The following is an 18,127-nucleotide window of genomic DNA, read 5'->3' on the forward strand; positions in this document are numbered from 1 at the left end:
ACGTGACGCCGGACCTGGACCCCGAACGGGCGGCGCAACGCGTCGCCGCCGCGCGTGCCTACGTCGACGCGCTCGTCAGCCACGACCCGTCCGGGGTATCGCTGCATCCGGAGTGCACCCGGGTCGAACTGGGCCTCAAGACCGGCCGCAACGGAGCCCATCTCGCCCGCAGCCTGGCCCGTGGCCCCCAATATCGCCTGATTCACCGCATCAGCGACTTCTCCGCGGATGTCGACGGCCACATGGTGGCCACGCGGTACTGGGTGCATGTGCGGCCCAAGATGCTCGGGTTGGCCGCGCATGTGCACGAGTCGTTCGTGGTCGACGAGGACAACCGGGTCCGGGCGATCGTCGCGAGATTCGGGGTGCCGCGCAGGCGCGGGTAGGGGCGCTCGGGTGCTGTGGTCTCGATACGCATGCTCGCCCAGGGGCTCGCAGGCTACTCGACCAGCGAAGGTGGGGCTCGCAGGCTACTCGACCAGCGAAGGTGGGGCTCGCAGGCTACTCGACCAGCGGCGAAAGGGGCTCGCGGGCTCTGTGACCACCGAGCATTCCGTGAGGGGCGTTTGTCCGGTGATCGAGTAGCCGACGAACGGAGTGAGGAGGCGTATCGAGATCACGCCCGCACAATTCGATCGTGTACGATCAATTCGTGCAAACGTCACCATCGGCCGATCGTCCGCGCGGGCTGCAATACATCCGCTACATCTACGGCGCGAGGATGCCGAGGTCCATGAACGACTGGGTCGCCAACGACCTGGCCGGTCGGCACGCGACCCTGCGGATGGTGGTCCGCTGGGCCGTGCCCGTCCTCATCCTGATGTTGCCGTTCCTGTTCGTGCCGGCATCGTGGGATGTCCGGATCACCATGGCGCTACCGATCCCGATCGCGTACGTGTTCTTCACCTTGGCGCTCAACCGGGTCTACCGTCGCCATCGGCTCGAACAGCACGGTCTCGATCCCGATCTGATCGACAAGCGCGAGAAGGAGCGCAACGCAGACCTGTACCAGGAGTATCACCGCAAGTATCGCGGGCGGTGACGGCATGTCCGAGGTGAACATCGCAGGTGCAGAGGCGAATCCGCTGCTGCTGGAACGGCAGGTGTGTTTCGCTCTTGCGGTCGCCAACCGGTCGGTACTGAAGATCTATCGTCGACTACTCGAACCCCTGGGGCTGACCCACCCGCAGTATCTGGTGATGTTGGCACTTTGGGAGGACTCGCCGCGTGCGGTCAAGGATCTCGGGCAGGTGTTGCAGCTCGACTCGGCGACGTTGTCGCCACTGCTCAAACGGCTCGAGTCGTCGGGCCTGGTCCTGCGGCAGCGTCGCGGCGATGACGAACGCAACGTCGACGTCGCGCTCACCGACGATGGACGAGCGTTACGCGAGCAAGCCCTGGATATCCCGCCCGCCGTGATCGACGCGCTCGGCGTCGACCTCGACGTCCTCGAGGAACTCCACGGGGTGCTGACCCGCGTGAATGCCGCGGCCACCCGGGCCGAAGGGATGGCAGCCCGGGGCTGACCGGGGGGTCGGGACTACGCGCTCGGCGCCCGGACCACCATGTGCGCGCCGGGGAAGTACGCGGCCATCTCCGAGCGTGACTTCCGCAGGCAGGCGGTGCCGTAGCCCTTCTTGCGGTGGTCGGGATGAATCCAGATGCGCACGTCGACCTCGCCGCCGGTCAGTTCGCCGAAGACGAATCCGACCTTCTCGCCGCCGTCGATGCCGACGAGCCACACTGCGTCCTCGTTGTGGACGCGCTCGGTGGCCTTGGCGATCTCGTCGGAGATCTCACCGGCAGGTGTGCCCGAACCGTCGCCGGCGACCTTGAGCTCCTCGGTGCGCGTTGCGAACAGATCGGCGTCGGCGGTCGCGTCGAACGGTCGCAGCTCCAGCGAATCACCACTGCTGGCGGGACGCTCGGCGAGGGTGAAGGTCAGTGCATTGTTGAGGTCGTCGAGTTCGGCCTGGTTCTTGCGCCGCTCGTCCTTGGTGAGCTGGTAGAACGACATGCCGAGAATGGCCTCGGCGCCCAGGGTGGACTTGTCGAGCAGTTTGGCGACGGCGTCGACGGCCTCATTGCGGTTGTCGGCGTCGACGATGGCGTCGAGCACCTCGTGACGGCGCTCGAGTGCAGTCAGCAGGGCATCGGTGATGTCGCGGCGGGAGGTGGCCAGATCCAGATCGGTCATGGTCACCGATCTTAGTTCAGGCTCCGCGACGTGGGGTGATGAGTGCGGCGAACGACTGAATGCAAAAATGCAACATGTTCTAGACGGTCTCATACGTGCGCAGCGATAGGTCTGTGCACTTCATAGACAATCTTTGACGTCTTTTCTTTCGAAAATCTGAAACACGTCCTAGTCTGGATGACCATGACCGATCTTCAGGATTCGATGACCGAATTCGACCATCTGCGCGGCGGCACCCATCTCGGTGACCTTTTGGTGGCCGCATTGCGTCGCCATGCTGACCGCAAGGTGCTGTTCCTCGGCGACACCGAACTCACCGGTCGGCAGATGGCCGACGCGGTCAGTCGCTATCAGCAGGCCTTTGAATCCCTCGGTGCGGGCACCGGGTCGACGGTGGGATTGCTCGCACTCAACCGTCCCGAGGTGTTGCTGGTCATCGGTGCCGGGCAGACGCAGGGCTGGCGGCGCACTGCGCTGCATCCGCTCGGCTCGCTCGACGACCATGCGTATGTGCTGTCCGATGCAGGGGTGACGACTCTGGTCATCGACCCGGTGCCGATGTTCGTGGAGCGAGCGGTGGCCTTGGTCGACCGCGTCGAGAGCCTCAAGCAGGTGCTCACCCTCGGCCCCGTCCCCGAAGAACTCGCCGCCTACGGTCGCGACGTCATCGCCGAGGCCGATAACTTCTCGCCCAGGCCGCTGGCCGCCGCCGAACTCCCGCCCGAACACATCGTATCGATCACCTACACAGGTGGTACCACCGGCAAACCCAAGGGGGTCATCGGCACCGCACGGGCGATGTCGACGATGACCCAGATCCAACTCTCCGAATGGGAATGGCCGGAGAATCCGCGCTTCCTGATGTGCACGCCGCTGTCGCACGCGGGCGCGGCATTCTTTGTCCCCACCCTGATCAAGGGTGGGTGCATGGTGGTGATGGGCAAGTTCGACCCGGCCGAGGTGCTGCGCGTCATCGAAGAAGAACGCATCACCGCCACGATGCTCGTACCGTCGATGCTGTACGCGCTGATGGATCACCCGGACTCCAAGACCCGCGATCTCTCGTCCCTGGAGACCGTGTATTACGGTGCGTCGGCGATCAATCCCGTGCGCCTGGCCGAAGCCATCGAACGGTTCGGTCCCATCTTCGCGCAGTACTACGGGCAATCCGAGGCGCCGATGGTGATCAGCTACCTCGGCAAGAACGACCACCCGAAACCCGGCGAGGATCCGCGCCGCCTGAGCAGTTGCGGGCGTCCGTCGGCGTTCCTGCGCACCGCGCTGCTCGGACCCGACGACAAGCCCGTCGCCCAAGGGGAGCCCGGTGAGATCTGTGTGGCGGGACCGCTGTTGGCCGGCGGCTACTGGGGTCTTCCCGAACAGACCGCGGAGACCTTTCGGGACGGCTGGTTGCGCACCGGCGACGTGGCGCGCGAAGACGCCGACGGGTTCTGGTACATCGTCGACCGCACCAAGGACATGATCGTGACCGGTGGCTTCAACGTCTTCCCGCGCGAGGTCGAAGACGTGGTGGCCGAACATCCTTCGGTCAGCCAGGTAGGGGTGATCGGTGTGGCCGACGACAAGTGGGGTGAGGCTGTCACCGCCGTGGTGGTGTTGCGGTCCGATGCCGAGCGCGACGATGCTGCCAAGGAGCGGATCACCCGAGAGATCCAGGAATCGGTCAAAGAACGCAAGGGTTCGGTGCAGTCACCCAAACAGGTCATCTTCACCGACTCGCTGCCCCTGACGGCCTTGGGTAAGCCCGACAAAAAGGCGCTCCGCGCGCAGTTCGCGGCGTAGGGCCTGGCGCGGTCGCGGCTACTCAGCCGGGGGTTGACGCCTGGCCGTAGGACACCTGCAGGTCCTTGACACCGTTGAGCCAGCCGGAGCGGACGCGTTGCGGTTCGGCGAGTTTGGTGATGTCGGGGACGAGGTCGGCGAGCGTGTCGAACAGGGTTCGGACCTCAAGTCGCGCGAGGTTGGCGCCGATGCAGAAGTGGGCGCCGTTGCCGCCAAAACTCAAGTGCGGGTTAGGATCGCGGGTGATGTCGAACGTGAACGGGTCGTCGAACACCTCCTCGTCGTAATTTGCTGAGCTGTAGAACAATCCGACGCGCTGGCCGGCTGCGATCGGAACCCCCGACACCTCGGTGTCGACGCGTGCCGTGCGTTGGAAGCAGTGCACGGGCGTCGCCCACCGGATGATCTCGTCCACCGCGGTGGCCGGCCGCGACCGCCGGTAGCGCTCCCACTGATCCGGATGATCGAGAAAAGCGTTGAGACCGTGCGAGATCGCGTTTCTGGTCGTCTCGTTGCCCGCGATGACGAGCAGGATCACGAAGAAGCCGAACTCGGACTCGTCGAGGACATGGCCGTCGATGTCTGCCTGCACCAGTGTCGTCACGATGTCGTCGCGGGGGTGCGCGCGACGATCCTCGGCCATCGCATAGGCATACGACAGCATCTCGACGTGAGCGGTGAACGGGTCGTGCCTGCTGTCCGGGTCGTCGGGGTTGACCATGGAATCGGCCAACTCGCAGAGGTGTTCGTGGTCGGCGGTAGGCACACCGAGCAGGTCGAGGATGGCGCGCAGCGGGACATGGACGGCAATGTCCTCGACGAAATTACCTGCCCGGTGTGCGGCCGCCGCGGTGATCAACTGGTGCGCATGTGCTCGCAGCCCGTCGTCGAGGGAGGCGACCGCCCGCGGGGTGAACATCCGCGACACGATCTTGCGCATCCGGGTGTGCTGTGGCGGGTCCATGTTCAGCAAGAACATGCGCCCGGCATCCACCTGTTCGCGGGTCGAGGTCTCCGGCATCCGCATCACCGCACCCTTGGCCCAGTTCGACCACGTCTCGGTGTCCTTGGAGATCGCGCGAATATCGGCGTGGCGACTGATCACCCAGAATCCGTCGTCGTCGAAGAACCGCTGACTGTTGGGTTGCGGATTCCACCACACCGGCGCCGTGGCGCGGCGTTGCGCGAACTCGCGCGACGGCAGTCCGCGCTCGAGTAATGCCGGATCGGTGAAATCGATCTGGTGAGCACTGTCTTCGGTCGAGAGAGTCATGAGGTCCTCGCGATCCCCACACCACCGCAGTGTGGCCTACCTCACACGACGGTACCCGACGCCGGTCAACTCGAATAGCGGACAGGCAAGTCCTTCACTCCGTTCAGCCAGCCGGAACGGACGCGACGCATGTCGCCGATGCGGGTGATGTCGGGTAGTTCGTCGGCGATTGCGTTGAAGATGAGATTCAGTTCGAGGCGGGCGAGGTTGGCGCCGATGCAGAAGTGTGCACCGCTGCCCCCGAACGCAAGATGCGGGTTGGGATCGCGCGTGATGTCGAAGGTGAACGGATCGGTGAACACTTCCTCGTCGTAGTTTGCTGAGCTGTAGAACAGGCCGACGCGCTGGCCCTTCGCGATGTCCTGATCGCCGATCCGGGTGTCGGCGAGAGCGGTGCGCTGAAACGCGTGCACCGGCGACGCCCACCGAAGAATTTCGTCGACGGTGGTCACCGGGCGCTCGGCCTTGTAGAGATCCCACTGCGCGGGGTTGTCCATGAATGCGTTGAGGCCGTGGGTGATCGCGTTACGGGTGGTCTCATTGCCGGCAGTGATCAACAGGATGACGAAGAAACCGAACTCCGCCTCGTCGAGTGCCTCGCCGTCGAGATCCGCTTCGATCAGCGTCGTCACGATGTCGTCGGTGGGATTGCGCCGACGCTCCTCGGCCATCTGATAGGCGTACCCGAGCAGCTCAGCATTCGCTGTGGTGGGGTCGATGGTCTCGTCGGGGTCATCGCTGTTGATGATCGCGTCGACCAACTCGTGGATCCGAGGGCGATCGGGCTCGGGAACGCCGATGAGGTCGAGGATCGCCTGCAAGGGCAGGTGCACGGCGATGTCGTCGACGAAATTGCCCGAACCCTTCTCGGCCGCCTCGCGCACGATACGTCGGCCCGAGGTGTACAGGTTCTCCTCCAGCATCGACACCGCTCTCGGGGTGAAGATGCGCGAGACGATCTTGCGCAGCCGGGTGTGCTCGGGCGGGTCGTGATTGACCAGCAACGCCTTGGTGAACTCGATCTGATCCGGCGTGACGTAGTCGGGCAGCCGGATGATTGCACCGTTGGCGTTGGTCGACCAGAGTTGGTTGTTCTTCGAGATCTCCCGAATGTGCGCGTGTTTGGAGATCACCCAGAATCCGCCGTCACTGAACCCGGAGGTGCCCTCGGGCTGGGCGTTCCACCACACCGGCGCGGTTCTGCGCAGCGTGGCGAACTCGCGGATCGGGATGCCCTGCTCCAGCACGTCGGGGTCGGTGAAGTCGAATCCCGGGCGGATGGTGCCCAGGCCGGTGGCTGTGCTCAAAAGAAACCTCCTGATGACGGCGGCAGTGCGCGCCGACGACAACGACATGTGTCAGCTGTCACCACACCATACACTAGAAAGAAATATGTATGGTCTCGCGGAAGTCGCCGGTTCTTTGTGCCTCGCCGGTAGGCTGACTCGTCATGAGCTGGCGTGGTGGGGTAGGCGGCGACGGGGCACGTGGCTGATGCGTACCCACGGTTGGGGCGGACAGGTGCCCGTCAACGACGCCGAGGCGCGGGCCCGCATCCTGGAGGCGACCCGGACAACCATCGACCGTCGGGGTGCCGCCACCAGCCTGGCCGACGTGGCCCGTGAACTGGGGGTCACCCGGCAAACCGTCTACCGCTACTACGCCGGTACCGACGAACTGCTCGCCGCCACCGCGGTGGTCGCCGTCGACGCGCTACTCGACCGGATGGCGGCACGGCTGCGTGGCATCGATGCCCCCGATGTCGCGGTGGTCGAGGGGCTGACCGGCGTGCTCGCAGAACTGCGTGACGACGACTATGTCGGCCTGCTTCTACGAGCGGACCGGGTGAGCGCGCCGATCGTCGGCGAGTTCACCTCGGAGCTCGGCCGGAACTTCGCCCGGTCCATCATCGACCGGATGGATGTCGACTGGTCGGCGCGTGGCTATGGCGACGACGATCTGGAGGTGATCATCGAGATCGTTCTGCGCACACTGCAATCAATGGTGCTCGACCCGGGTGGGTCGCAGCGCTCGGTCGACGATGTGCGGGGTTTTCTCGACGCGTGGGCAGGTGCGGCGGTGCGGGCGATGCCTGCCGGCCGGTGAGTATCACGAAGCGTCAGCGGGGCTCGCAGATCACCACCGGAATCGTCCGCTCCGTCGGTGGGATGGGTGGACGGGAGCGGACGAGTTCAGCGGGGCTCGCAGATCACCACCGGAATCGTCCGCTCCGTCCAGGCCGCGTAGGTGTCGAAGTCGGCATAGGTGTCGACGAGCTCTGGCCACAGCTCGGCGCGCTCGGACTCCGATGCCGTACGGGCCGTGAGATCGAAGGTCTCCGTCCCGAGTTGGATCGTCACCCGGGGATCGGCGACCAGATTCAGATACCACGCGGGATTCTTGGGCAGCCCACCCTGCGACGCGACAAGTATGAACGTGTCGCCCTTGCGGAGAAAGATCAGCGGCGCCGTGCGCGGTTCACCCGATTTGCGGCCGGTGGTGGTGAGTAGACATACCGGAACCGGTTTGCCGAACCCGGCGCCGACCCGCCAGTACTTGCCGAGTCGGCCGCCGGTTGCCTTGTACAGCTTGGTGTTCAGGCGTGAACCCACCTTGATGAGGCGTTGCACCACCGGCGACCCCAGCTGTTTGGGCCGGTTGGTCGGATCCATGACGGGCATCAGATGCGCTCGATGATGGTGCCGGTCGACAGCGCCCCGCCGGCACACATGGTGATCAACGCAGTTTGCTTGTCGCTCCGTTCGAGTTCGTGCAGGGCGGTGGTGATGAGTCGGGAACCGGTGCTGCCCACCGGATGTCCCAGTGCGATGGCGCCGCCATTGACGTTCACCTTGTCCATGTCGGCCTTGTGAACCTGCGCCCAACTGAGGACCACCGATGCGAAAGCCTCGTTGATCTCCACGATGTCGATGTCCGACAACGACATCCCCGACTTCGCCAACACTCGCTCGGTGGATTGCACCGGGCCGTCGAGATGGTAGTGGGGCTCGGCGCCGACGAGTGCCTGTGCCACGATCCGTGCGCGCGGCGTGAGGCCGAGTGCGCGAGCCTTGGCCTCATCCATGATCAGGATCGCCGCGGCGCCGTCGGAGATCTGTGATGACGTGCCTGCCGTGTGGATGCCACCCTCGATCACCGGCTTCAACGCCGCCAACGAGTCCAGCGTGGTGTCGCGCAGTCCCTGGTCGCGGCCGACATCGAGGATCTTTCCGGTGAGCTCACCGTCCTTGGTGCGCTCGGGCGCCTTGAGGGAGAGCACCTCCCGGTCGAACCGGCCTTCGGCCCACGCCTGCTTGGCCAATCGCTGACTGCGTTCGCCCAGTGCGTCGGTGTCTGCCCGGGTGATGCCGCGTCGCTCGGCGATCCGTTCGGCGGATGCGAACTGGTTGGGCATGTCGATGTTCCACGAGTCCGCGTGATACGGACCGGCATCAGTGCCGACATTCGCGCCCAGCGGGACCATCGTCATGGTTTCGACGCCACACGCGATGCCCACATCGATGGTGTCACTGGCAATCAGCCCGGCGATCAGATGATTGGCCTGTTGGGCTGAACCGCACTGGCAGTCGATGGTTGTCGCACCCACGTGGTCGGGCAGTCCCGCCGACAACCACGCCTTGCGGGTTATGTTGCCGGCCTGCGCCCCGGCCTGCGTCACGCAACCGCCGATGGTCTGCTCGACGATCGCCGGATCGATCCCAGCCTTCTCGATCACCCCACGCTGGGTCATCCCCAGGAGTTCCTCGGCATGCAGACCCGACAGCCATCCGGCCCGCTTGCCGATCGGCGAACGCGCCGCCTCCACGATCACCGGCACACCCATGCCTGACTCCTCTTCTGTGTGGTTTCGATCTCGCATCCAAATTAGAACAAGTTCTCATTCGAGTCCACGGACGGGTTCGGCGAACGCCGGGCCGATGCCGCGGATCGGATGTGGCAATGCTGATTGCTACCATCGCCCCACGTCACGAACTGCGCGCAGTGAGAAAACTAGAACAAGTTTCAATCTGGGACTGTCATCGGCGTCACAATGTGCTCTAATGAGATTGAAACAGGTTCTAAATCTCAGAGCGAGGTGGTGTGACGTGACCCAGGCACAGGGTGCGACGACCGGCGCCGAATCGGGGGGCGCTATGGCTGATTATCCGTTCATGGAGCAGGAGGGCTGGGACTTCACGAATCCGGAATTGCTCGAGAAGGGCATTCCGGTGCAGGAGTTCGCACAGCTCCGCAAGACGGCACCCGTCTGGTGGAACGCCCAGTTGCCGGGGAAGGGCGGCGGCTTTCATGACGGCGGGTACTGGGTGGCGTCCAAGCACGCTCATATCCGCGAGATCTCGAAGAACAACGACGACTGGTCGACAGCCACCAACGGCGTCATCATGCGGTTCGACGACGAGATGACCCAGGATCAGCTCGACGTCACCAAGGCGCTGCTGATCAACCACGATCCGCCGGACCACACCCGGCTGCGCAAGCTCGTCTCCAAGGCGTTCACGCCGCGGGCGGTGCATTCGTTGGAGGAGAAGCTCGACAACGCTGCCCGCACCATCGTCAGCAAGGCCGCCGAGAAGGGTACGGGCGACTTCGTGCATGACGTCGCCGTCGATCTTCCGTTGCTGGCCATCGCCGACCTGCTCGGTGTGCCCGAAGAAGACCGCGGCAAGCTGTTCGACTGGTCGAACAACATGATGAACTACGACGATCCGGAATTCGGCGAGGACCCGCAGATGGCGTCGGCCGAGATTCTGGGGTACGGCTACACGATGGCCGAGGCGCGGCGGAAAGACCCGGTCGATGACATCGTGTCGGTACTCGTCAACGCCGACATCGACGGTCAGAGCCTCGACGAGACCGAGTTCGGCTTCTTCTTCATCCTGTTGACCGTGGCCGGCAACGAGACCACGCGCAACGCCATCAGTCACGGTATGAATGCCTTCCTCGATCACCCGGACCAGTGGGAGCTGTTCAAGACCGAGCGGCCCGCCACCGCGGTCGACGAGATCGTCCGCTGGGCGACCCCGGTCAACTGCTTCCAGCGAACTGCCAAGCGGGACACCCAGATCGGCGGCGTCGACATCAAGGAAGGCGAGCGCGTCGGACTCTTCTACGGCTCGGCCAACTACGACGAGGACGTCTTCGACAAGCCGTTCGACTTCAACATCCTGCGCGATCCCAACCCGCATGTCGGTTTCGGCGGCAACGGCGCCCACTTCTGCGTCGGCGCCAACCTGGCGCGCATGGAGATCAACTTGATGTTCAACGCGATCGCCGACCTCGTGCCCGACATCAGTAAACTCGAATCGCCGCGCCGCCTACGTCACGGCTGGATCAACGGTGTGAAAGAACTCCAGGTCGATTACGGCACGAAATGACCACGCAAGAAAAGGAATCGCCGGCCTACCTGAACATCGACCGGGAGAATCATCCCGCGGTCCTGGCCGGTCGGCGGTCCCGCGAGTTCGTCATAGCGCGCGACAAGCAGGCGTGGGTGGACAACTTCGCCGCCGAGGGGTCGGTGGAGGATCCGGTGGGGCCGTCGATGTTCGATCCAGAAGGTAAGGGCTTCCGCGGACACGAACAGATTGCGGAGTTCTGGGACAAGTCGATTGCCACCACCGAGAGCATCGAGTTCGTCTTCGACGACGAGATCATCTGCGGCGACGAGGTGGCCTATGTGGGAAAGATCGTCACCCACATCGCCGGCCACGTGTCCGAGGCGCACGGTGTGTTCACTTATCGCGCCGATGCGGACGGGAAGATGAGCGCGTTGCGCGCATTCTGGGAGGTCGAGAAAACGATCAACTCGGTTCGACCCGCCTGACCTGGTATTTCCGCGCCCTCAGCACGGAGGCCGCGAAAAGGGCGCTAGTGTCGGGCGATGCGCGCACTCAATCGAATCCGTGGTTTCGGCAGAGCGTTTCGGTCATCACAGCGACACCGGGGCGATCTGGTCGGGTGGCTTCGCCGCCGTCCGCAGATCGGTGCGGCCACCGGCCTCTACGAGACTGCGCTGTTGCTCAGCAATGCGCTCGAGCCGAAGCTCAAAGAACTCGCCGAACTGAAGGCGGCCGGCCTGATCAGCTGTGAGTTCTGTCTCGACATCGGCTCTGCGCTCGCCCACGACAGCGGCGTCAGCGAGCGGCAGATCCGCGACCTGCCGCGGTACCGTGACAGCAGCGCATACTCCGAGCTGGAGAAGCTCGTCATCGGCTACGCCGAAGCCATGACGCTGACACCTGCCGTCGGGGACGACCTCGCTAATCTACGAGAAGCATTGTCGCGCCATCTATCGCGACGTCAGATCGCTGAGCTCGCGATGACCATCGCGTGGGAGAATCAGCGCGGTCGGCTCAACCAGGCCCTCGGGGTGCGACCGATGGGAATGTCGGACGGCCAGGCGTGCGCCCTCCCGGAAGCCCCCTGACTCCAGACGTAACCTCACCTCCCAACGCGCCCAGCACGGAGGCCGACAGAACCCAGAATTTCGCCGAGAGAACCCTCCTCCACTCGCGATCGGATTGATGCCGTCGGCGAGAATGAGGGTTCTCTCGGCGAAATTCTGGGTTCTGTCGGCGCGAAAGGGGTCGGCCTCCGTGCTGGGCGCGTTCGGGAGGTGGGGTTGCGCCGCTAGTGCGTGGGCTTGGAGGCGCCCACCAGCCACATCGAGAAGTACTGCGAGCCACCGCCGTAGGCGTGACCGAGGGCCTTGCGGGCGTCGGGGACCTGATGGTCGCCGGCCTTGCCCATCACCTGGATGGCGGCCTCGGCGAAGCGGATCATGCCCGATGCGCCGATCGGATTCGACGAGAGCACGCCGCCGGACGCATTGAGCGGGATGCGGCCACCGATCTCGGTCTCGCCGGCCTCGGTGAGCTTCCAACCCTCCCCTTCGGCCGCGAACCCGAGGCTCTCCAACCACATCGGTTCGAACCACGAGAACGGCACGTACACCTCGGCGGCATCAATCTCTTCGACCGGGTTGTCGATACCTCCGGCCTTCCACAGAGCGGCCGCCGCATCGCGGCTGGCCTGCGGGCTCACGACGTTGCGGTGGGCGAACGACAACGGTTCGGTGCGCATCGCGGTGGCGTGAATCCACGCAACCGGGTTGCCGGCTGCCACCGCGGCGTCGGCCACGTCCTCGGCGCCGATCACCACCGCGCAGGCGCCGTCCGACGACGGGCAGGTCTCGTCGTAGCGGATCGGGTCCCACAACATCTGACTACCCATCACCTTCTCGACGGTGAGGTCGGATTGCTGCAGATGGGCCAGCGGGTTGAGTGAGCCGTTGCGCCGGTCCTTGGCGGCCACCATGGCGCCGATGTGCTCGGGGGCGCCGGACTGCCGGATGTAGGCACGCACGTGCGGTGCGAAGAAGCCACCCGCGCCGGCACCGACGGGTTTGGTAAAGGGGACCGGAATCGACAACGCCCACATGGCGTTCGACTCCGACTGCTTCTCCCAGGCGACCGCCAGCACGCGCTTGTGTATCCCGGCGAAGACCAGCGACGCGGCGACGTTGGCGGTCGAGCCGCCCACCGATCCGGCGGTGTGCACACGGATCATCCGCTTGCCGACCGCGCCGAGGGCCTCGGCCATCGCCAGTTCCGGCATCATCGACCCCTCGAACAGGTCGGGGGCCTTGCCGATCACGATGGCGTCGACATCGTCGATGGACACCTGGGCGTCGGCCAGGGCGGCGTCGATGGCCTCCCGGCACATGCCGGCCATCGTGACGTCGTGACGCTTGGCGACGTACTTGGTCTGGCCGGTGCCCAGGACTGCTGCGCGATTGTTGTGTGCCATCAGTTCTCGTCTCCTGCCAGGGTGACCACCATGTTCTGCTGCAACAGCGGGCCGCTCGATGCATGGGCCAGCGCGGTACCCGCGTTACCGGTGAGGATCTCGTGGGCGGCGTAGCCAACCCGCTGTAGTCCGGCGGAGAACAGCGAATTGCCCGCCAGTGAACCGCCGGACGGGTTGATCCGCACGGACTCCGGGAGGTCGAGTGCGTTGCGCACGATCAACTCCTGATGGGTGAATGACGCGTTGATCTCGGCTACGTCGACCGCACGGTTGCGATCGCCGAACGCGGTGTCGCCGGCGAGTTTCGTCGACGGCGAGATCGTCAAATCCCGTGCACCGAAGTTGGGTGTGTCGATGCGATGATCCCAGCCGGTGACGAAGGCGGGGTTGGCGACGAGCTCTTTCGCCTTGCGCTCGCTGGCGATGATCACCGCCGCGGCGGCATCGGTGTAGGGCGCAATGTCGTGTGCTCGTAGCGGATCGGCGACATACTCGGAGCTCATGAGTTCGTCGACCGACGCTCCGGAGGTGCGCGCGGCCACCGCCGCCATGTCCTCTTCGGACCAGGTGCCGGCGTCGATCCCGGCGCGGGCCTGCAGGGCGCCCAGCGAACGGGCGTCGGGCCACAGCGGCCCGACGGTGTACGGGTCGAGCTGCAGGGCGAGGGTCTGATCCATGTTGCCGGCGGTGGACTTGCCGAAACCGTAGGCCAGGGCGAGGTCGACCTCTCCGGTGGCGATCTTCACCCACGCTTCGTACAACGCCCAGGCGCCGTCCATCTCGACGTGGGATTCATGGATCGGCGGCATCGCGCCGATCGAGTCGATGGCCGAGATGAACGAGAATGCGCGGCCGGCAAGATAGTCGGACGAGCCGCTGCACCAGAATTCGATGTCGGTGCGAGAGATGCCGAGGTCGGCGTAGAGCTTGTTGAAGCACGGGATCAACATCTCGACACCGTTGGTGGTGCCGTGCGTCCCGACGATGTTCGGGCTGTGCGCGAACCCGACGATCGCAATCCGGGGGAGGGTCACTGCAGACTCCTTGATGGAAGTGGTCCGGTCGAAGAATGTTTGTCGCTCAGAGGAACTCGCGATACGACTCGTACTCGGCGTCGGGTTCACCGGTGGGGCGGAAGTGGCTGATGCTGCCCATGGACAGTTCACGTTCCTCCTCGGGCTGCCAGACCGCCTGCACCCGCATACCCATCCGCACGTCGGCGGCCTCGCAGTCGAGGATCAGGTGCAGGAACGGGATGTCGGTGCCGTCGAGCAGGACGTACGCGGCCACATACGGCGGCTTGATCCGCTGCCCCTGGAACGGGACGTTGACGATGCAGAAGGTCGTCACGATGCCGGTGTCGGCCAACTCGACCCGCTCCACCGCGGCCGAACCGTCGGACGGGCTGACTGCTTTCGGCGGGAAGTAGACGCGCCCGGCATCCACCCCGGAGCCGATCCGCGACCCGTACAGCTTGCCGGCCTTGAGACCCTCGAGATACCAGGACTCCTCCTCGGTGGCCGAGTGGACGATCTCGGTGCTGATGGGGGTCGGCATGACGATGAGTTCGTCGTCGGAGTTCTCGGCCTCGTTCGCCGGTGCCGCGTCGGCGGTGTCACCGGGTGCGAAGTAGGCGATGTCGTCGATGCGGCCGATGCGGGCCGCCTTCCAGACGGCGTGTACCCGCAGGCCGGTGGAGATGTCGGCGGGCGAATCGACGGCGACCGCATGCAACATCGCGGTGTCCGCGCCGTCGAGGGTGATCAGCGCCCAGGCGAAGGGCTTGTCGAGGGGTTGCGGCGTGAGCGGCTGCGGCTGCCACGACCAGGTGAGCACGGTGCCCACCGAGGCGACGTCTACCAGCTCGGTGGTCTTCGCGCCGCCGATCGGGTCGAACTCACGAGGCGGCACCGATACCGTGCCGTCGCTGCTCTTCGATCCGATGATGCGGCCGTCGCGGAGAGCGAGGGCGAACTGGCTCAGGACGGGTCCGAGCGAGCGTGTGTAGTCGAAGGAATTCTTGAGCGGTGCCGACAGGATCTCCGACTGGGGCGCGGGGACCTCGGCGACCGGACTCGCCGGGGCAGGGCGGGGTGCAGTTGTGCTGGTGCTCACCCATCGAGTAGAACACGTTCTAGTATTGAGGCACAAGATGCACGTCACAGACCCGCGGAGGATGCACACGTGAAGCTCGGACTGCAGCTCGGATACTGGGGTGCCGGCCCCATCGACAATGCTCCGGAGCTCATCGCGGCTGCCGAGGAGGCTGGATTCGACGCGGTGTTCACTGCCGAGTCGTGGGGGTCGGACACCTATACCCCGCTGGCCTGGTGGGGTGCGGCGACCGACCGGATCCGGCTCGGCACGGCCGTGTCGCAATTGTCGGCGCGGCCGCCGACGTCGCTGGCGATGGCGGCGTTGACCCTCGACCATCTCTCCGGTGGCCGCCACATCATCGGTCTCGGTGTGTCTGGGCCGCAGGTGGTCGAGGGCTGGTACGGGCAACCTTTCGGCAAGCCGTTGGCGCGCACTCGCGAGTACGTCCAGGTGGTCCGGGACGTACTCGCCCGTGAGGGCGAATTGTCCAACGCGGGCCCGCATTATCCGTTGCCGTACCCGCCCGATGCGCCCGGATCGACGGGACTCGGCAAATCACTCAAACCGATCACTCATCCTTTGCGAGCCGACATTCCGATCTGGCTCGGCGCCGAGGGGCCGAAGAACGTGGCGCAGACCGCGGAGATCGCCGACGGATGGCTTGCGATCTTCTACAGTTTGCGTCTGGCCGATCAGTACGAGGCCTGGCTGGCCGAAGGATTCGCGCGCCCCGGGGCCCGACACACCTGCGACGACTTCGAGGTCGCGGCGACAGTGCAGGTGGTCATCACCGACGACATCGCCGAGGCCGTGGAGCGGTACCGGCCGTCGACAGCGCTTTACGTCGGCGGAATGGGCGCCAAGGAGAAGAACTTTCACGCCGAGCTGTATCGGCGCATGGGCTACGGCGACGCGGTCGACGAGATCGGGGCACTGTTCCTCCAGGGCCGCAAGGCCGAGGCGATGGCCGCGGTCCCCGACGAGATGGTGCGCGAGACGATGATCGCCGGCACCGCCGATGAGGTGCGTGCTCAGATCAAGCAGTGGGAGGCCGCGGGCGTTTCCATGTTGATGGTGACCGCACGTGATGTGGCAACGATCCGGCAGTTGGCGACGCTGGTGTGACCGTCGGCAAAATTCTCGCGCGCCCAGCGATCACCCGCGTGTGCAGTTTCACGCGCCGGTGATCGGCGGGCGCGCGAGAGTCTCGCGGGACCTATCGCACCCGGGCCAGGAGTCGTTGTCGGGTGTGGTGGTTGGTGCGGCGTCGTTTCTGTTTGCGTCGTCGAGTACGTGCGGCGAGTCGTGCCGGCGAGATCGGCTTGCGCCGAACCGCCGCGTCCGCAGCCGGTGGTTTGGTTTCGGCGGGCTGTGGGTCCTCGCTGATCGTGCCGCCGCGGAGGTAGTGTTCGAAGAGTTCGCCGACCTCGTGTATCCGGTTGACCTGGGGTGGTCCGGGTGGGCTGCCGTCGAGTGGGTTCAGTGACCATCCGGCGCGGCCGGCGTCACGGCCGTGGCGGATGATGCGGGTGGTCCATTGTCCGGGGTTGGGGCCGACCATCCGATTGTGTGGTGGGCAGGCTGGTGCGGTGGTGTCGATGTCGGTGGTGCCGCCGTCGGCCCAGTCCTTGTCGGCGTGATGGATTTCGACGATCGCGCTCGGATTCGAGCAGCCGGGTTTGGAGCATCCGCTGCCGCCGTCTTGGGCGAAGTGCATCAGCCGTTGCGCCTGGTTGGCGAAGCGTTTGGCGGTGCCCAGATACAGCGGTTGGGCGGTGTGGTCTTTGAACACGGCGAGGTGGAACTGCGCCTCGGCGGCCATCTCGATGATGTCGGCGATGGGCAGCTGGGTGCCGGTCGCGGTGTGCCCGAACCCGGCACGATCCCGCAGATCGGTTTCGTTGACCTTGACGATGATGTGTGGCGGCAGACCGCGGTGGCTCTTGCCGAGTACCCCACCGTCGAGGACCAGCTTGAACAGGGCTTCGAGGGCGTCGTGGTTGCGTTGGCCGGTGGATCGATTGTCGCGCCCGGCTGCCTCTTTCAGTTTCTCGATGTCGGCGTCGAGAGTCGCGCCGCGTGGGGAGTCCTTGTCGTCGGGATTGTTCATCCCGGGGGCGGCCATTTTCGCCAGGATCACGTCGAGCATGGCGCGGGTGGTGGGTGTGAGGGCACCGTCGAACTCGCTCATCGATTGGTCGTCTTGGTCGCCGATGAGTACCGAACGACGCCGGGCGCGGTCGCGTTCATCGGCCAGGGTGCCGTCGGGGTCGATGCGGCTCAACAGTTCGGCGCCGGCCTTCAGGATCTGTTTCGGTGTGAGGGTGCGGGCGAACTCGGCCAACATCGCCTCGGCCTTCTCGGCGACGTCGAGTGGCACCGAGCGGGGAATCTTCTTCACCACTTTCAACACGGCATCGACGTGGGCGGGTGTGGCGGCGCCGTCGGCGACCACCGCGGCCAGCCCCGCATAGCGTGGTGGGGTGAGTTCGCCCTGCAGGGACCGGAATTGCGCCAGGGCCCGCATGTGTCGCATGCGGCGGCGGTGATCGGGGATGCGTAGATGGTGGGCCATCATCTCGCCGATGTGGCGGTAGCCGAGTTGGCCGGGCACACCGCGGTCGTTGCAGTCCATCATGCGGCGATGCCCGATCAGACTCATCCGGCGGTGGGCACGTTCGTGTTGTTCGGCGACATCGAGCACTGCGTCATCCATGGCAGGGGTGGTGTCGACGGCATCGATACGGTCGAGCAGGTCATGCAACTGCGCATACAGCTGCTGCACCTCACTGACCTGATCCGTGCCCGACACTGAATCCCCCGACTGTCGTTCGAACGTATCTTCGAGAGTAGCCCCAAACTTTGATGCCTGCAACTGTCAATTTCCCGGTACGTCGGCGACAGTGCGGAGGGTCGTGGAGTCACAC

At 65.2% G+C, this 18,127-nt stretch carries 18 protein-coding genes; 9 read left to right on the forward strand and 9 right to left on the reverse strand.

Annotated features, from left to right (window positions below; genetic code table 11):
• Positions 1–2 precede the first annotated feature (2 nt).
• The 3 genes from OSB52_RS02315 (at position 3) to OSB52_RS02325 (ending at position 1,526) form a co-directional block, all read left to right on the forward strand.
• Positions 3–386 carry a DUF8021 domain-containing protein gene (locus OSB52_RS02315; protein ID WP_266059969.1) on the forward strand — a complete coding sequence of 128 codons (384 nt, stop codon included), beginning with the start codon at positions 3–5 and terminating at the stop codon, positions 384–386.
• Between the two features lie 266 nt (positions 387–652).
• Positions 653–1,042: a DUF5313 domain-containing protein gene (locus tag OSB52_RS02320; protein ID WP_235726307.1), complete on the forward strand. Its 390-nt coding sequence runs from the start codon at positions 653–655 to the stop codon at positions 1,040–1,042.
• Between the two features lie 4 nt (positions 1,043–1,046).
• On the forward strand, positions 1,047–1,526 hold the full coding sequence (locus tag OSB52_RS02325; RefSeq protein WP_266059970.1) for a MarR family winged helix-turn-helix transcriptional regulator: 480 nt from the start codon (positions 1,047–1,049) through the stop codon (positions 1,524–1,526).
• A gap of 14 nt (positions 1,527–1,540) precedes the next feature.
• On the opposite strand, the gene OSB52_RS02330 is transcribed toward OSB52_RS02325, so the two are convergent.
• Entirely contained in the window at positions 1,541–2,197 is a 657-nt protein-coding gene (locus tag OSB52_RS02330) for a GNAT family N-acetyltransferase (RefSeq protein WP_266059971.1), read from the reverse strand.
• 204 nt (positions 2,198–2,401) lie between these two features.
• Between OSB52_RS02330 and fadD8 the strand changes: the two genes are divergently transcribed.
• On the forward strand, positions 2,402–4,000 hold the full coding sequence (gene fadD8, locus OSB52_RS02335) for a fatty-acid--CoA ligase FadD8 (protein ID WP_372512313.1): 1,599 nt from the start codon (positions 2,402–2,404) through the stop codon (positions 3,998–4,000).
• Positions 4,001–4,022: 22 nt separating this feature from the next.
• Here fadD8 and OSB52_RS02340 read toward each other — a convergent pair whose 3' ends face one another.
• Positions 4,023–5,273, reverse strand: coding sequence for a cytochrome P450 (locus OSB52_RS02340; RefSeq protein WP_266059973.1), 1,251 nt, complete (start codon positions 5,271–5,273; stop codon positions 4,023–4,025).
• Positions 5,274–5,338: 65 nt separating this feature from the next.
• Positions 5,339–6,580: a cytochrome P450 gene (locus OSB52_RS02345; protein ID WP_266059974.1), complete on the reverse strand. Its 1,242-nt coding sequence runs from the start codon at positions 6,578–6,580 to the stop codon at positions 5,339–5,341.
• A 187-nt stretch (positions 6,581–6,767) separates the two neighbouring features.
• On the opposite strand from OSB52_RS02345, the gene OSB52_RS02350 reads away from it, so the two are divergent.
• On the forward strand, positions 6,768–7,379 hold the full coding sequence (locus tag OSB52_RS02350; RefSeq protein ID WP_235726313.1) for a TetR/AcrR family transcriptional regulator: 612 nt from the start codon (positions 6,768–6,770) through the stop codon (positions 7,377–7,379).
• Positions 7,380–7,465: 86 nt separating this feature from the next.
• Here the strand turns inward: OSB52_RS02350 and OSB52_RS02355 are convergent, their stop codons facing one another.
• The gene (locus OSB52_RS02355; protein WP_235726314.1) at positions 7,466–7,954 is read right to left on the reverse strand and encodes a nitroreductase family deazaflavin-dependent oxidoreductase; all 489 of its coding nucleotides are present in this window, start codon (positions 7,952–7,954) and stop codon (positions 7,466–7,468) included.
• Positions 7,954–9,117 carry a steroid 3-ketoacyl-CoA thiolase gene (locus OSB52_RS02360; protein WP_266059976.1) on the reverse strand — a complete coding sequence of 388 codons (1,164 nt, stop codon included), beginning with the start codon at positions 9,115–9,117 and terminating at the stop codon, positions 7,954–7,956. Before OSB52_RS02360 ends, OSB52_RS02355 begins: the two co-directional genes overlap by 1 nt.
• A gap of 262 nt (positions 9,118–9,379) precedes the next feature.
• Between OSB52_RS02360 and OSB52_RS02365 the strand changes: the two genes are divergently transcribed.
• The 3 genes from OSB52_RS02365 to OSB52_RS02375 are packed head-to-tail and all read left to right on the forward strand — an operon-like array spanning position 9,380 to position 11,721.
• Complete coding sequence (locus tag OSB52_RS02365; protein ID WP_372475481.1) at positions 9,380–10,669, forward strand: cytochrome P450; 1,290 nt, start codon at positions 9,380–9,382, stop codon at positions 10,667–10,669.
• Complete coding sequence (locus tag OSB52_RS02370; RefSeq protein WP_266059978.1) at positions 10,666–11,118, forward strand: nuclear transport factor 2 family protein; 453 nt, start codon at positions 10,666–10,668, stop codon at positions 11,116–11,118. Before OSB52_RS02365 ends, OSB52_RS02370 begins: the two co-directional genes overlap by 4 nt.
• Positions 11,119–11,175: 57 nt before the next feature.
• Positions 11,176–11,721 (forward strand): carboxymuconolactone decarboxylase family protein, encoded by a 546-nt coding sequence (locus OSB52_RS02375; RefSeq protein WP_266059980.1) that lies wholly within the window; start codon positions 11,176–11,178, stop codon positions 11,719–11,721.
• Between the two features lie 203 nt (positions 11,722–11,924).
• On the opposite strand, the gene OSB52_RS02380 is transcribed toward OSB52_RS02375, so the two are convergent.
• Genes OSB52_RS02380 through OSB52_RS02390 form a run of 3 tightly spaced genes read right to left on the reverse strand, consistent with a single transcriptional unit; the run spans position 11,925 to position 15,218 of the window.
• Positions 11,925–13,103 carry a thiolase family protein gene (locus OSB52_RS02380; RefSeq protein WP_266059982.1) on the reverse strand — a complete coding sequence of 393 codons (1,179 nt, stop codon included), beginning with the start codon at positions 13,101–13,103 and terminating at the stop codon, positions 11,925–11,927.
• The gene (locus OSB52_RS02385) at positions 13,103–14,137 is read right to left on the reverse strand and encodes a thiolase family protein (protein WP_235726057.1); all 1,035 of its coding nucleotides are present in this window, start codon (positions 14,135–14,137) and stop codon (positions 13,103–13,105) included. Before OSB52_RS02385 ends, OSB52_RS02380 begins: the two co-directional genes overlap by 1 nt.
• Before the next feature lie 46 nt (positions 14,138–14,183).
• The gene (locus tag OSB52_RS02390) at positions 14,184–15,218 is read right to left on the reverse strand and encodes a Zn-ribbon domain-containing OB-fold protein (RefSeq protein ID WP_266059986.1); all 1,035 of its coding nucleotides are present in this window, start codon (positions 15,216–15,218) and stop codon (positions 14,184–14,186) included.
• Positions 15,219–15,287: 69 nt separating this feature from the next.
• Here OSB52_RS02390 and OSB52_RS02395 point away from each other — a divergent pair, with 69 nt between their 5' ends.
• Entirely contained in the window at positions 15,288–16,325 is a 1,038-nt protein-coding gene (locus tag OSB52_RS02395; RefSeq protein WP_266059987.1) for an LLM class F420-dependent oxidoreductase, read from the forward strand.
• Between the two features lie 91 nt (positions 16,326–16,416).
• On the opposite strand, the gene OSB52_RS02400 is transcribed toward OSB52_RS02395, so the two are convergent.
• A complete protein-coding gene (locus OSB52_RS02400; protein ID WP_266059989.1) occupies positions 16,417–18,012 on the reverse strand; it encodes an HNH endonuclease signature motif containing protein in 1,596 nt (531 codons plus the stop codon).
• Positions 18,013–18,127: the final 115 nt, after the last annotated feature.

It is taken from the genome of Gordonia aquimaris (assembly GCF_026262595.1).
Taxonomy (GTDB): Bacteria; Actinomycetota; Actinomycetes; order Mycobacteriales; family Mycobacteriaceae; genus Gordonia; species Gordonia tangerina.

Bases quoted from the DNA above. Each gene is read 5' to 3' on its own strand.
- OSB52_RS02325 (WP_266059970.1), top strand. From the start codon at position 1,047: ATGTCCGAGGTGAACATCGCAGGTGCAGAGGCGAATCCGCTGCTGCTG.
- OSB52_RS02330 (WP_266059971.1), bottom strand. From the start codon at position 2,197: ATGACCGATCTGGATCTGGCCACCTCCCGCCGCGACATCACCGATGCC.
- fadD8 (WP_372512313.1), top strand. From the start codon at position 2,402: ATGACCGAATTCGACCATCTGCGCGGCGGCACCCATCTCGGTGACCTT.
- OSB52_RS02340 (WP_266059973.1), bottom strand. From the start codon at position 5,273: ATGACTCTCTCGACCGAAGACAGTGCTCACCAGATCGATTTCACCGAT.
- OSB52_RS02350 (WP_235726313.1), top strand. From the start codon at position 6,768: ATGCGTACCCACGGTTGGGGCGGACAGGTGCCCGTCAACGACGCCGAG.
- OSB52_RS02355 (WP_235726314.1), bottom strand. From the start codon at position 7,954: ATGCCCGTCATGGATCCGACCAACCGGCCCAAACAGCTGGGGTCGCCG.
- OSB52_RS02360 (WP_266059976.1), bottom strand. From the start codon at position 9,117: ATGGGTGTGCCGGTGATCGTGGAGGCGGCGCGTTCGCCGATCGGCAAG.
- OSB52_RS02370 (WP_266059978.1), top strand. From the start codon at position 10,666: ATGACCACGCAAGAAAAGGAATCGCCGGCCTACCTGAACATCGACCGG.
- OSB52_RS02375 (WP_266059980.1), top strand. From the start codon at position 11,176: ATGCGCGCACTCAATCGAATCCGTGGTTTCGGCAGAGCGTTTCGGTCA.
- OSB52_RS02380 (WP_266059982.1), bottom strand. From the start codon at position 13,103: ATGGCACACAACAATCGCGCAGCAGTCCTGGGCACCGGCCAGACCAAG.